The following is a 13,841-nucleotide window of genomic DNA, read 5'->3' as shown; positions in this document are numbered from 1 at the left end:
AGAAATATGAAAGTCAATAGACCATTATGTCTATTCAATTGTTCAGTATTGATAGACAAATCCTTAATTAGTCATGACCGTTCAGGTTAAAAGGTTTTGCCTAAGAAGTTCTCTATGAAACAACTCATTCTTTTCCTTCAAACAACAGTCTTCACGTACGATTGCATTTGAGGCAAGTGGCGATTTTCATAATACCGTAGGTAAATATGCTTTTTGGTGACATAACAAAAAACAAAATTCCCGCGCTCATAATGCAAATGTTACAGAGACAAATAAGAAAGCGTATTCAGTACAATTTTATGTGTAGTTGGTGGCAACATTCTTTTGGTTGGCAAGGTGATTTGTTAATTTACAACCTCCACTAATCCGCTTTTCAAACCATACTTTTGGTGTTAACTCTGCGACTTAGCATTATTAAATCAACTTGACAACAAATTTGCCTTATCAATCGACCTAACATATGGTTTTGCAGCTCAATTTCACTTTGATTAACCCATAGTCTAGCTAAGGTGAAGATTAGCCGTTCAGCTTGCGTCAACTCTTCCCCTTTGGTGATTTTAACGAACATCAATCGACTAGCAATAAACAGACAATGTAAAATTGACTCACTACCTAGTATTGGCATATCTCCTTGGATGTTTTTCGGTTCACACAGCCACTCAGGCGTTCCTTCACTGTAGACTAAAGCGGCGATAAGGTTAGTTACTGTTTCTAAGTGAGTTGCACCATTAAATACTTGCCTTATTTGGTCACAGTCTCTGAGACTTAACTTCAAGCTGTGGCCGAGCTGAGCTTTATTCCACTGATGTATTAAGGAACGAACAAAAGTCATCCTGTATCTCCCTAACGATATATGGCCAATTTTTTAGGCTCAATATCAAAGGCAACCGATAGATAATTTAAGAAGTCCCGCGCAAGTGTTGAAAAGCCTTTAAAATAGCTAGTATCTGCATGCTCATAAGCTAGTAATAAGCATCTGTCTGCCCAAGGTAACAGGTGTTCTGCAAGCAATGTATTAATCAGTTTTCTTGTCAAAGTTTCATTGGGCTTCTCACTCAGTTGACCAAGCAAAAATGCTAATACCGCGATGATCAGCCCAATGTGGTCAACGGGTTCGTTACTGGCAATTGTAAGGTTGATGTTATTGTCTCGATAAAACTGTTGTAGTCTTATCGTACTCGCATCGTTGAGTAGCAAGGACGGACTAAGGTAAGCCGATCCCCAAGGAGGTGCGATGGGCGTACCTGGGCCATAAAACAGATTGCCGTAATCCAGTTTAAGACGAATTATCGTCTGTTCATCGTCGTTCCAAGCATCAAGGTAGGCTTTGATCTCAGTTAACCCTACCTGTTCAGCATCGGTTCCCGACAAGCGTGGCCAAATTTCTGCAATGCCTTGCTCTTTAAAGGTCTCCATCAATGTTGTCTCTGGATAGAGGGTTAACACCGAATGAAGCACATTGGCAATGGCTTGCATATCTAGCAGTTGTTCATTTGTCATAGCACACTCATTCGCTTTCGAAATTGAAGGAAAGGGCGAGATAATACTCGCCCGTGGCGATTTAATTAAACTTCTCTGATATTCAAGATGCGTCCATTGCCAGCACCGGATGGTTGTGCTTTTTTGGCCGCTTTAACAATCAAATTAGGTGAAGTTATCGATGGTGAAGGTAATGGGGCAAAGTGGCCATCTCCTTCACCATACTTAGCTCGCAAATTTTCCATAGTGTCAAAATCTAGTGCTCTTAACGGGCACCCTTCGACACAAATTGGTTTTTTGCCTTCCTTTAAGCGATCTAAACAACCATCGCATTTAGTCATGACTTTACGTTCGACATCAATTTGAGGGGCATCGTAAGGGCAGGCTCGAGAACAACTTTCACATCCAATACAAAGCGATTCTTGCACTAATACTAGGCCATCTTCTTTGCGTTTGTGCATTGCCCCTGTCGGGCAGGCCTTTACACAAACGGGTTCAGAACAGTGATTACAGCCAATAGAAGCATAATATGCGAACACATCTTGTTCATAACTGTTATCGCCATTTTGCGCCCACGAGCCACCGCCATATTCATAGACCCTGCGCCAGAGCATACCCGGCAGTGCCGACACGCCAGCTCTTACCACGTCATCTTGACTGCGAGTCTTACCCACCATGCGGTCTTTACAGGCAATATGACAAGTCTTACAACCTGTGCATTTGCTGCTATCAAAATAGAATCCTAATTGTGTTTCCTGTGTCATTTTTAATTACCCCTCTAAGCTTTTACGACCTGAACACGATTGGTGTGTTGTGGATTCCCTTTTGTGACAGGTGAAGGATGATATTTAGTTAAGGTGTTAATACACCCACCAACATCAAGAACATGTCCTGAGGGGCCTTTTTTACCGTTCGTATCGGGTTTATACCAAGCGCCTTGACCTAAGGAGCAAACACCCGGTGTCACTCTTGGCGTTAGTTTTACAGGTAACTCAATTGAGCCTCTGTCGTTATACACATGCACGAGATCACCATCTGCCAATCCCCGAGTAGCGGCATCTTTAGGATTCATCCATACAGCATCTTCTACTGCTTCACGTAACCAAGCCACATTATGATAACTGGAATGAGTGCGTCCTTTAGTGTGGTAACCACATAACTGTAGTGAGAAACCGGCATCGATAGACTCTTGATCTTCAAATCCATCCCAGGTCACAACGTACTGAGGCAGAGGTGTAATTTTATCCCCTTCAGGCAGTGTCCATGTTGCCGCTTTACGGGCTAGCGATAAGGAGAAAATCTCAAACTTACCGGAGATGGTAGGCCTTGGATTAGCATCTGGATCTTGGATAAATGATTGGTAAGCGATAACCGAAGCTGGCATATATTTACGGAATACACCGACTTTTTGCGCCTCTTCGTATGAATCAGGCATCTCCACATCTGGATTCATCGCTTTAGTTTGTTGATAGAGAGTTTCACACCACTGCAGACCTGTCCGGCCTTCAGTGAATTCAGACTCTTTGCCCATCGCCTTAGCAATACCAGCACATATATCATACATAGATTGTGCCTCGCCTAATGGCTTTAACGATGTACTCATAAAGGTAGCATAAGCCATTTGACCGGAAGCATATGAATCGTTGGCATAGTCAACTGATTCCAACCAAGTACTATCGGGAAGCAGATAATCGGCAAATTTCGCTGACGGCGTCATCCAACAATCACTCACAATCACCAGTTCACATTGACTGTCGTCTTGAAGGATCTGCGCCGTCCCATTACTGTCTGAATGTTGGTTAACCAGTGCATTCCCAGCACAGTTAATGATGGCTTTAATGTTGGTGCCCAACGCCGCCGGATTATTATCGACTCGCTCTTGGCTGCCACTAGCCTTGAAGCGCACCCCGTCAGTTGTTCCCGTAAACTCTTTACCGCGCACCACCGCGTCGGACCATGTATACACAGGAATAGTGACATCGACAGGGTTAACTCCAGTAGGCATACCGGCAACGCCAAAACTATAGCTGGTCGGCATAGCACCGCTATTCACTCCCGCTTTGCCTATTTTTCCAGTCATGATAGCTAAGGTATACACAGCTCTTGTTGCTTGATCACCATTAGCATGACGGCTAATTCCTGCTCCTGCAGAAATATATGGTGCTTCAGATGACATAATGGCCGTTGCCAGCTGATTAATTTTGTGTTCAGAAATACCGCAAACACCGGCTGCCCAAGAGGGGGTTTTGGCTCCTTCACTGGCAAATACGCCCTGGCCCATGATGTAGTCAAAATAGTTTTGGTCTGGGTCGACATACTGAGCATGGGAAGCAATATAAGGATCGGCGCTCAACGCTAAAGCTGCCTTAGTATTAATTAACGAATTACGATCGAAACCAACGACATACTTGTCTAAAAATGTTTGTACATTTTGCGTGACCCATCCACTGCTTATCATTTGATAAATGACAGCCTCCACCAACGCTGCATCGGTTCCGGGGCGTATCGCCAACCATTCGTCTTCATTACCGCGCATAGAATCTGTGTAGCGTGGTTCAACCATCCAGACTTTAATGCCCTTGTTATTATTCTCGAGTGCTTTGACAAAGTCATATCCTTCACCACTGCCGCTCATACGAATTTCATTCGGGTTAAAACCAAATCCCACAAATAAATCTGAATTTTCTATCTCGCTTAATGAACTACCACCGATACTGTCCCACTGATCGCCATAGGTGGCCATGCAAGCAGCGTAAACCCCCGCCCAGGAATAGTCCCAATGATGATCTAAAAAGCCACCATTTAAGTTAAGTAGTCGGCCCCAAGTAGCATTATTAGATGAAAAGCCATAATAGGCTCCAGTACCATAGTGCATGTATATCGACTCTGGGCCGTAATTATCTTTAATGCTCTGCAATTTTACGGCGATTTCAGAATAAGCTTGTTCCCAAGTTATCTGCACAAATTTGGCTTCCCCGCGCTTGCCAACTCGTTTCATTGGCGAACGCAACCTGTCAGTAGCGTAAGTCCGTTGTCTTAAAGCACGCCCTCTTGGGCATGCTCTTGCCTGGTGGTTGACGCCATATTGGTCTGTGGTCTCATGGTCCGCTTCAATACGGGTAATGATTCCATCCTTACTGAAAACTTTAATCGGACAATTTGAGCCACAGTTGACAAGACAAGCTGACCAATTTATAGATTCTCCAGTGCTATCTGGCAGTTCAGGCGGTACAACGTCAACATCTTTGGAAGTACTATTACACCCAGATACTGTTGCCGCTGCCCCAATTGCTGCACTCATTTTTAGAAAACTTCTACGTTCCATATCTCTATCCTCGTAGTTCACTGCTTGCGATTAACGCAATTTGTAGCTAAACGACAACATCACTTGGTGTGCGTTATAGTCATGATTGATGTCCCCCAAGGTCACTAAACCTGGAATACTGTTTATATCCGTTACCGCGGCATCGGTGTCGTAGTAACGCTCATACCGATAGCTCAATTTCAACGCCATCAGTGCATTGACCGCATAGTCCGCATACACACTCGCGCTATGGCTATAGCTGTAGTAATCGCCGTAGGGCCGCGTGACCCCTGTTGTCACATAGGTGTCACTCACGGAACTACTAAACAAATAATCCAGCCCCAACATCAGTTTGTTCTGCATCAAACCGCCATAATTCAAGCCTGCACCGATATTGGTAAAGTCATCCTCAATATCTCCATACCAATCAGCCTTACTAAATGATTGACTCCCAGCCTGTGTCGAATTAATCCTCTGCTGACCCGCAAAACCATAAGCATTCACATGCTTGTTCAACTGCAAACTCACACTCACTTCATAGCCGTAGTCTTCCGATTCCGTTAAGCCGATTTGTGTCTTGTCATAGTCATCCTTCGCATAACAGGTATTGATATCTAAGCTCATCCAGTGAACCGGGCTATGGTTCACACTCAACTCCACCGCATTACGTTTGCGGTCAGCCAAGTAGTACTTGCGCATCAACGCGTTTTGCTCAGATGAAGTCAGTGCATTTGCTTCATACTCAGAGCCACCTCGATTGGCGTGCTCCGCTTTTAGGTTGATGTTGAAATTGTCAAACGCCCGTACGTTAAACTTCATCCACAAGCTGTCATCATTGGTCTGTTCACGCTCACTGAAGCTGCGCTCCACCTCTTTGCGGTCATAACCAGCTTGAATACGATAACCACTGGCAATGCGATAACTGGCGTTCACCTTGTAGGTGTTACCCTCGTAATCCCTTGGGGTGTTTTGTCTAAAGGCACCAGTAACACTGTTGAAGTTATACTGGGCAAACTCCGCCACTGAGCTTTTGTTATCGCGCTTGCTGTAATCCACACTACCACCTAGACGTAAGCGGTTTGTCAGCATTGACGTGAATGCCAAGCGACCGTCTAAGGTGTCCACTTGTCCATCCCAGCTTTGCAGCGGGTTGCCGCTCATCTGGATAAGGTCATCGTCTTGTATCATCCGGCCGGTCACTAAACGGCCACTCATCACCGTGCGGTTGAGCTGGTATTGACCCGCCAGTGACACTTGGTGAGCTTGGTTATCTGGGCTGGCAGTGAACACATCATTAAGATGCGGTAAGCTCAAGTGATTGATGTTGTTCTCGTAAAAGCTGCCCATGTAGCTCAACTCGGTTATCCAGTTGTCACCTTTAAGCGCTAAGCCTGCATCCCACTGACGGGTCGTTGCATCCACCGGTAAACCAAAGTTCACTGGACTTGGCGTCACAATGCTGCTCGATTGATGCCCCGTTTTGCCTACTTGGCTAAATCTCACTGATGCGCGATAAAAGTCGCGGCCATAATCAAAACCTAGGCCTATCTTTTCCCGCTCAAGGGCTAAATCAAACTGGTTAACACTCACGCTCGGCGTCAACATGCCGTTGTTGTGCCACAGCTGACTTTGCACATTTCCCGCTTGGTAGGTCTTTAAGTTGCTGTAATCAAACGTCAATTCATACAAATCCGCTTTACCGGCACTTAAGCTTAAAAAGCCGTTGTCCATCCCTAACTGATGAGCTTGCAGCTGACCGCGATAACCTGATTCACCTTGGTAACGCACATCACCGCTCACCGCACCAATGGCACCATCTTCTGCAGTGCCTAACGCATTACCAGCATGGATATCACTGATATCGTTGTAGCCCACCGACACACTGATACTGCCTTGGTAACCGTTACTGTCACCGCAGCGTTTACACTCATATTTGCTCTGGTTCACCGATGACAGGTTGGCATTACCCACACCAAAATCGGCGCCCATCGCTGAGCCTGACACCGCCATTATCGACAGCGTGATAACATTCATTTTGAACAACTTCATCTTGTTCTCCGTTAGCGTTGCAGCAAGCTGCCTGAAGGATGGTTAGAACCGTGAATCTGACTGTGACAGTTCAAACAGCTCTTACCGCCACCGAATGCATCACTACCTGGCTCCGGCACCACACGACTCGCATGACCATCATTGGCATGACATTGTTGACAAAGCTGAGGGGCGCGATGTTTCAATAAATCATTGTTCACGCTACCGTGCGGGTTATGACAGGTCACACAGTCTTCTGTTACCGGCGCGTGCTCCCAAAGAAACGGGCCACGTTTTTCCGCATGGCAGCTGTAACAGGTATCGTTAACCGTTGGTTTTGTCAGTGCACTTTCACTCATTGAGCCGTGGGGAGCATGACAGTCAACACAGGTCATCTGGTCCCACTTCAGTGGGTGCGATGAGCGCTTGTTCATGTCCGCTTTCTCTTTGCTGTGGCAGCTGCTACAGGTGTCATTCACAGTCAGCTTGTCCATCACTGGATCTTTGGCGCTGTGCACTTGGTGACAATCACTGCAGGCCACTTCTTCAAGATTGTGGGTCGAGCTGTGCCAACTCATTTGCTGGGCATCGTTATGACAGCCTTGGCAAACACTGTTTTGGGCGCTGGCCGACAGTTTGCTGTCAGGGCCAAAGCTAATCATCGGCTCCTTGCCGCCTTTGTTGTGATTGCCCTGTGGGCCATGACACGCTTCGCATTGCAGACCGGCCATGGGTGACTGGTTGCTGTTACCTTGACCGTGTACACCATCGAAAATGGCCATCACTTTTTCACTGCGGCGGTGGCACATTAAGCAAGAGTCTGCCCCTTTAGGAGAGTATTCACCTGCGGCAAACTTCTGTGTTAGCGTCGCTTCAAGCTCATCTGTAGTGAGATCATTCCAAGGTGCAGCATGCAAACTTGGTAGCAAAAGCCCCCCACAACTTATAAAAATGGCAAGCTGTAAGACAAATCGCATGATGAAGTACCTCTATAAATTTATTTACAATGAAGCTTCATTTTTACGTAAGCGGTTAAAAAACATGTATTAACTTTAAAAGACTAATTAATAACACGTTGTCAATTAGAAATAACTTTTAAAGATAAGTTTAATGAACCGCTGACAACCAATAGTGAAGCTATATAAAACTCGGCAATACCACACAGCAATAGATAAGCAATGACAAGAAAATCACAACTATCAAGCCAAATTTCTTACAATCATTAGAGCAAATAACACTCATGAAAACCTTTATACCGATATGTATAATGTAAATATTAGTGTGACCCAGTTAACACTACAGTAAAACAATAAAAACAATCCCCACTGTTTTTTGGTACAAAAGTTCCAAATTGCAATGTGTGATAAATATCTCAAATTAACTTGCGGTAATTTCACATAGTTGTTTATCGATGCGTAAACTTGTAACGTAAACTCGAACATCAACAAAAATAAAGTCTAACAGTAATTTAATTAGGTGTTAAAAATGGCTCAGGCGATCTCGTTAAGTACTGAAATGAAAAGTAAATCAACCATATTTTTTCCTGAAGAGGTTAATGGAGAAATCGTTGAATTCCTAAAAAATAATGGCGAGAGAAAGCAGTTAAAAAAGGGCAGTTCGATATCAAAAAATGTATTATTAAACAACTTTATATACTTAAATGATGGGCTTTTGTTCTATGTAAAGCGTACCAATGACTACACCCGTCCAAAGTTCGTCAATGCTATCATCCCAAAAAGGCTGACTGATTATCATTTACTTCTCGATGATAACTGTACATGTTGTAAAGCAATTACTGTCGCTAGAGATAGTGAAGTAACACTCGTCAATAAGTCACTGATAAAAGGTTTGAACAATACAAATATAGACTTGTTTACAAAATTTATGTTTGATTCTAATTATTTTACAGAAAGGCAAACAGCGTTGGCTATATTTCTGTTGACATCAAGCGCTGAAGATAAACTAATTAAATTCCTGTTTGATATATTGGCTTCATTTAAATCTGACTTCTCCAAGGATTGGCTAGTGATAGATATAAAGCTTACCAGGGAAGAAATAGCCGATATACTACATATTAGTGTAATCAAGTTAGACCTGATGATAGGGGAATTAAAAAAGAAAAAAATGATTAAAAAAGAGAGGGCTAAACTTTGTGTTAATCCAATTTTATTTATGGAGCTTTCCCCTTGCCCACTGGGAAGAGAGGATGCTAAAGGTTGTAAATCAAATAATATGGCTAAGTTTAAAGTGAGCAATATGATTAGTATAAATAACTTATAGAAAGCTATTTATATACTTATAAACCAGAACGTTATGTAGTTTGGTAAGCAAGTAAATTTGGCTAAATTTGGGGGATAGGTCAGTAGCTTTAGGCTGAAAATAATTTAGCTCAAACCTAATCTGACGAAGGTTCCAGAAAACTGGGCAACTGTCAGTTCAGATCTGAGCTAGCATATCTGTGAAACACACGTTAGTTAATTTGCCAGCTTTATCTCTGCATGTGGGACTTCGGTCCACTCAAGATGGTTTTCAACATAGAGTTTTGTCGATTGTGAGTCTGTGTGTGCCAAGCGCGCTTGTGGGTCTATACCCATGTCAAAAAACTTTCTTGCTGCGAGCGCGCGGATCTCGTGGAAAGTTGGCCGCTGTTCCATTTCAAGGTGATCAAACAACCCTAGTTCGTCACGAACATCCGAGAAGCTCCGGCTAAGATAATTGGGGTCAACTTGGAAACGGTGATCTGTTAAAGAGCTTTGTTCGTTGTTGCGGTCTGGCACTCGATGAACGACGTACGGACATACGACTCCGTCACGGCTGCGCTCGATGATCTCTTTAAGTACCTGGCCGATAGGGATGGCTACGTGACTCGCTTCCTTATCTTCGACTTTTTGTCTATGGATGAATAGAGTTCCGTATATGCCATCGATAGGTTCTGGCCACCATTGGCAACCACATTGTCCTTCTTTTGGTTTATTAATGCGGTACTTGATGCGCGATGTCTCAAGCCGTCCCTGTGCTGATTGTAAAGCCAACTCCATGGCTATTTGTAACCAGGGTGGAGCAGCTGCATGAATTGCTTGATAAGCGTCAACACTTAGGCGTTGGCGTTGCTTTTCAGCTTTATTGCGTTTCTTCATTTTCCTTTTTGCCGGGTTCTCTAACATCAATGACTGGTCGATGGCATAATTAAACAATTTCTGTAAAAAACTCAACTTGCGGTTGTGGACGTTAGCGCTGGAATTTCCATGGTAGCAATTAAGGTAATCGTGAACGTGTTTAAGAGTAATATCTTGCGTGGCAATATCATTGAAAAATTCTTTCACCCGATTAGCATCGTTCATCATGGTGTCTCGCAACTGCTTGCTGGGAGATTCCTCGGTGATTATGAGCTCGAGCAGTTGATCGACATGTTGAGCAAATGACAGTTGCTCGACCTTGATTTCGCCTGAATGTTTTATTAAGTCATCAACCATTAAGCCAGTTGTTGGGCGCGCAATTCTATTATATTCGATGGCGATCTGAATGGCCTGATCTTTGTTTTTGCCAATCGATTTCCTTTTCCCGTTAATCAGTGTTAATCGATAGGTACGAGTATTCACTTCATATCGCAGGTAAGCTGGCAAGTTCTTATTGGCTTTGTTCTTAGGCCTTACCATTAACACCTCTATCTACTATTACTGATTCGGCGATGAGGCTGCTAACGCAGTCGCTGACTTCCTGTATCATATCGTAGTATTGATCCTCATAAACATAGGTCCTTCTGCCGATCACCTTTCCTTTGATATCGCCGCGTAGTATCCAGTTTTTGATGGTTCGGTTTTGCGGTACCGAATCATTTTCGAACTCCCTTTTTGCCCACAGACGCGCCTTCATAAGTTTGGCTTTATTTCGATTGAGTAGTGACATCTTAATTTCTCGCTGTTGAATCATTGACTGTGCTGAAGTTGAGGCGAGTGTTTCAGTTATTGTCGTAATTCCAAAAAAATGACTAAGCTAACTTTTTTTTATTATTTTTTTATTTGGCTTTAAGGTGTTGATTTTTAGTGGTTTATTTTTTAATTATTTTTTATAGTTGTTTATGGATTTTTTTGTTTCACCCACCTCTGGTGGGTTGTATGCCTCGCTTTAATCGTTATATGCGAGGCGGCCCCTAGGCTGAGGGGTCCGCTTAATTGGAGCGTATCGTCACTGTGGCCTATATTGAGGTTGCGCTAGTTCTTCTTAGAGCTCGCTAGTTCATTATTGACTATACGGACTGCTATATAGATGCTTCCAGCAACAAAAATGGTTAGCGGTATCAGCATGATCATAGGTTTTCCTTCATTTAAATGAATCGCAGAGCGACATAGGATAGATGAGTCCACCTTGTTGGTTTTATCTGGTTCGTTGCTTTTCGATATTCATAGAGATAGCCCCCCCAAGTACATTTTAGGCCAAAAAACACAGAGGCTATAAAGTTGGCTTTAGTTTCAAAGATAACTAAACACGCAAATAGCCCTCCACCTACGACAACCATGTAGAGTAGTGGTGATATTTCGGCAAAATAATCAATGTCGAATTTTAGGCGCATACTAAAACGTATCCCCAAAGCCGGAATCGAATCCAGAGTCAAAACCTGAATCACAGAAGCCTGAATCAAAGCCCGAGTCAAAGCAATCGTCGTAGCCGCTATCGATTGTGTTGAGGCTCAAGTCATCCTGTATCGAATGAGAGGTTGAATCGTCATTTGTTACGCCAAATGGCTTACCAAGTGCATCGACATAGGTACCGTTTATCATCGGTGTGCCATCAACATTTACAGCAGGTGTAGTCGGTGATTCATCTTTCATATCATGCTCCCGTAGCGTCGTTAATTGTTTGGTCTTTTTTCGACATTAATGAAAAAAAGTGTGATTGCAAGAGCGAATTTCATTAATTTTATATCGGTATTTTTAGCTGTCTTAGCGTCTGTTTTTTCATTGGGTTTTAATCATTTCTCTTGGGGAAGCGAATGCTGCTAAGCACAGAATGTGTGTCTTTTTAGCAAACAATCGGCACGATTTTTTGTAAATAAAAGCGCCTGTGCAACAGGCTAACCGCAGGCGTATTTGAATGGGGGCGACGTCCCGATTCAAAGGAGCAACGCGCATGTACAGCTGGTCTGTACTAACCGTATTTACGTTTTGCTTCAGCAAAATTTAGCCTCATATTTGGCACAAATTGATGGCTAAACCATTTGTCTTTTCGTCAGAAAAGCAGAGCGTCGAAAGAGGGGAGAGGAGTGGCACACTCACCCTCGTCGTAAGCGGCGAAAATGCGGTTAGTACAGAGCGTAGCTCGGTACATGCGCGTTTAATGTCTTTGGAAGGCTAGAGCGTAGCTCGTAAGACAGGTCGATGACGAGTCATCAGAGCTGGCGTGCCTTTCAAGACATATGGCCGAACAACGAAGATGTTCTGCCATCAGGCGCAGCCTGGCTTGGTAGCGACTTCTGTCGCTATTTTCATTCCGATAGGGATGAAACAGATTCTCGTGATGATTATCGAGAGATCTCTATCAATATAGATTGTTTGCCTGGGGAGAATCTACCTGGTGATACCACTTAATCTGTTGTCTAAAAAGGTATCCCATGCAAACGCACATTTCTCAATCTCAGCAGCTCGTCAATCAGAGCATATTGCAGGCAGGAAGCTCTGCAGAAAAGTACCACCCGTATCTCAATATGGCCATGCAATATGCCCCTGGTTGTAACAACAACCAGACAGGTAAAATGAGAAGAATGGCAACCATCAAACTCGTGGCGCGTTTCGGGTTAACTTCTCCCAGTATTATTGCCTGGATGTATGCCATTCCTTACCGACTCGCCTTGGAGCACTTGAATAAGTTGGTAAAGGAAAAACTATTGAGTCTAGTCATTACGCATCGCTCTCTGGATGGCCGGGTATACCTGCTTGATTACGCCGGCGCTAAATATGCCGAAGAGTTACTTGCCATCGCTGTGTATTTTCGTTCGGGCGAGCCGAGCTTGAGGGTGAATCAGAACACCATCATGCATGACCTCATGATGCAGTACATTTTGCAAAAAGGGCTTATCAATAAAACCAAAGAAGGGGCTGATAAACCGTTTTGGCATGCCTATGTCACAGAGACTGAGTTTAAACGTTTATTTAAGTCAAATGACGTGCGCAATGTGGATGCAATAGCCATCGAACCTGATGGCACTATAGTCGCTGTTGAGATGGAGCATTCTTTTAAAACCAAAGCGTCTAGGCAAACCATATTGTTGAAATGGCTCTATGGGTTAAAGCACGGGTATTACGGCAAGGTAATGCTGTTTTCCCAGTCGCTCTCAATCTTTAGCGATATAAAACGGTTGCATGCTGAGTTGCTAGAGGAAATGCCTTCTAGATACGACAAGGCGACCCGAAAGCCGCTGCTCAGTGAGAGTGATGCTCTGTTGCTCAAAAGAGCGATTATTTGCCGCACTGTGCTCTGCACTGAATTAACTGGAATGTTCTACGGGTAAGTAAAGCTGCAGTCAAAAACGAAGAAAAGACACTCAAGGTGTCTTTTCTTCGGTTCATCTTACCAAAAAGAGGAACAGTAGGATGATGACGGTATGAACACTTTGGTTCAATCGTCGGGTGTCTATGTCTAGACGATAGCCACCTCCTTGGTACAGGAATCATCTACAAGGGCTCGCGAACCCTCGTATTGATAAGTAACACCGACAAATGGGGATTTTCAATTTGTGTCTTGTGGCCAATAAAAGCTGGCCATAGTTTTGAGGGGGATGCTGCGACAATTATGCCCCATTGCGAGTTATTGGGGCAGCTGACAATTAACTCTACAAACTATAAGTTGACCAAATTTTAGTAATGCTACAGAGTTTCTAGAGTACTCCGACTTTACAGTGTGTCTAATGGACTCGTTGTCCCCGCGAAATGTTGGCCAAGTACATGTGTATAGATTTGTGTTGTACTCACGTCATTGTGGCCAAGTAACTCTTGAACACTTCTTATATCACGACCGGCTTGAAGTAGATGAGTTG

12 protein-coding genes are annotated in these 13,841 nt (G+C 43.7%); 2 read left to right on the top strand and 10 right to left on the bottom strand.

All coding sequences use genetic code 11. The annotated features are described in order from the left end of the window. Positions 1-373 precede the first annotated feature (373 nt). From GNT65_RS11730 to GNT65_RS11705, 6 genes are all read right to left on the bottom strand, one after another. Complete coding sequence (locus GNT65_RS11730) at positions 374-832, bottom strand: hypothetical protein (RefSeq protein WP_160796444.1); 459 nt, start codon at positions 830-832, stop codon at positions 374-376. 11 nt (positions 833-843) lie between these two features. Continuing rightward, a complete protein-coding gene (locus GNT65_RS11725; RefSeq protein WP_160796442.1) occupies positions 844-1,500 on the bottom strand; it encodes a TorD/DmsD family molecular chaperone in 657 nt (218 codons plus the stop codon). Between the two features lie 65 nt (positions 1,501-1,565). After that, entirely contained in the window at positions 1,566-2,243 is a 678-nt protein-coding gene (locus GNT65_RS11720; protein ID WP_160796433.1) for a DMSO/selenate family reductase complex B subunit, read from the bottom strand. A 14-nt stretch (positions 2,244-2,257) separates the two neighbouring features. Then, on the bottom strand, positions 2,258-4,804 hold the full coding sequence (locus tag GNT65_RS11715; RefSeq protein WP_160796431.1) for a DMSO/selenate family reductase complex A subunit: 2,547 nt from the start codon (positions 4,802-4,804) through the stop codon (positions 2,258-2,260). Positions 4,805-4,834: 30 nt separating this feature from the next. Then, positions 4,835-6,832, bottom strand: coding sequence for an MtrB/PioB family decaheme-associated outer membrane protein (locus tag GNT65_RS11710; protein WP_160796429.1), 1,998 nt, complete (start codon positions 6,830-6,832; stop codon positions 4,835-4,837). Positions 6,833-6,843: 11 nt separating this feature from the next. Beyond that, on the bottom strand, positions 6,844-7,788 hold the full coding sequence (locus GNT65_RS11705; protein WP_160796427.1) for a DmsE family decaheme c-type cytochrome: 945 nt from the start codon (positions 7,786-7,788) through the stop codon (positions 6,844-6,846). 508 nt (positions 7,789-8,296) lie between these two features. Here GNT65_RS11705 and GNT65_RS11700 point away from each other — a divergent pair. Continuing rightward, positions 8,297-9,091, top strand: a complete 795-nt coding sequence (locus GNT65_RS11700; protein ID WP_160796425.1) for a cyclic nucleotide-binding domain-containing protein — start codon at positions 8,297-8,299, stop codon at positions 9,089-9,091. Between the two features lie 194 nt (positions 9,092-9,285). Here GNT65_RS11700 and GNT65_RS11695 read toward each other — a convergent pair whose 3' ends face one another. The 3 genes from GNT65_RS11695 to GNT65_RS20540 all read right to left on the bottom strand — a co-directional run bounded on the left by GNT65_RS11695 (position 9,286) and on the right by GNT65_RS20540 (position 11,640). Further along, complete coding sequence (locus tag GNT65_RS11695) at positions 9,286-10,467, bottom strand: site-specific integrase (RefSeq protein ID WP_160796423.1); 1,182 nt, start codon at positions 10,465-10,467, stop codon at positions 9,286-9,288. Continuing rightward, positions 10,454-10,717, bottom strand: a complete 264-nt coding sequence (locus tag GNT65_RS11690; protein WP_160796421.1) for a hypothetical protein — start codon at positions 10,715-10,717, stop codon at positions 10,454-10,456. Before GNT65_RS11690 ends, GNT65_RS11695 begins: the two co-directional genes overlap by 14 nt. Before the next feature lie 665 nt (positions 10,718-11,382). Then, positions 11,383-11,640, bottom strand: coding sequence for a hypothetical protein (locus GNT65_RS20540; protein WP_181006262.1), 258 nt, complete (start codon positions 11,638-11,640; stop codon positions 11,383-11,385). Positions 11,641-12,419: 779 nt separating this feature from the next. Between GNT65_RS20540 and GNT65_RS11685 the strand changes: the two genes are divergently transcribed. Next, positions 12,420-13,316, top strand: a complete 897-nt coding sequence (locus tag GNT65_RS11685) for a hypothetical protein (RefSeq protein ID WP_244952168.1) — start codon at positions 12,420-12,422, stop codon at positions 13,314-13,316. Positions 13,317-13,698: 382 nt separating this feature from the next. Here GNT65_RS11685 and GNT65_RS11680 read toward each other — a convergent pair. Further along, positions 13,699-13,841, bottom strand: a 143-nt coding sequence (locus tag GNT65_RS11680; RefSeq protein ID WP_160796420.1) for a tyrosine-type recombinase/integrase, incomplete at its 5' end; no start/stop codon positions are given.

The sequence above is a fragment of the Shewanella insulae genome (assembly GCF_009831655.1).
GTDB lineage: Bacteria > Pseudomonadota > Gammaproteobacteria > Enterobacterales > Shewanellaceae > Shewanella > Shewanella insulae.
Note: the sequence above shows the minus strand (reverse complement) of the source record. Positions and strands in the feature narration are given on the sequence as shown.

Excerpts from the sequence above, each read along its gene's own strand:
- GNT65_RS11730 (WP_160796444.1), bottom strand. The coding sequence starts at position 832 with ATGACTTTTGTTCGTTCCTTAATACATCAGTGGAATAAAGCTCAGCTC.
- GNT65_RS11725 (WP_160796442.1), bottom strand. The coding sequence starts at position 1,500 with ATGACAAATGAACAACTGCTAGATATGCAAGCCATTGCCAATGTGCTT.
- GNT65_RS11720 (WP_160796433.1), bottom strand. The coding sequence starts at position 2,243 with ATGACACAGGAAACACAATTAGGATTCTATTTTGATAGCAGCAAATGC.
- GNT65_RS11715 (WP_160796431.1), bottom strand. The coding sequence starts at position 4,804 with ATGGAACGTAGAAGTTTTCTAAAAATGAGTGCAGCAATTGGGGCAGCG.
- GNT65_RS11710 (WP_160796429.1), bottom strand. The coding sequence starts at position 6,832 with ATGAAGTTGTTCAAAATGAATGTTATCACGCTGTCGATAATGGCGGTG.
- GNT65_RS11705 (WP_160796427.1), bottom strand. The coding sequence starts at position 7,788 with ATGCGATTTGTCTTACAGCTTGCCATTTTTATAAGTTGTGGGGGGCTT.
- GNT65_RS11700 (WP_160796425.1), top strand. The coding sequence starts at position 8,297 with ATGGCTCAGGCGATCTCGTTAAGTACTGAAATGAAAAGTAAATCAACC.
- GNT65_RS11695 (WP_160796423.1), bottom strand. The coding sequence starts at position 10,467 with ATGGTAAGGCCTAAGAACAAAGCCAATAAGAACTTGCCAGCTTACCTG.
- GNT65_RS11690 (WP_160796421.1), bottom strand. The coding sequence starts at position 10,717 with ATGTCACTACTCAATCGAAATAAAGCCAAACTTATGAAGGCGCGTCTG.
- GNT65_RS20540 (WP_181006262.1), bottom strand. The coding sequence starts at position 11,640 with ATGAAAGATGAATCACCGACTACACCTGCTGTAAATGTTGATGGCACA.
- GNT65_RS11685 (WP_244952168.1), top strand. The coding sequence starts at position 12,420 with ATGCAAACGCACATTTCTCAATCTCAGCAGCTCGTCAATCAGAGCATA.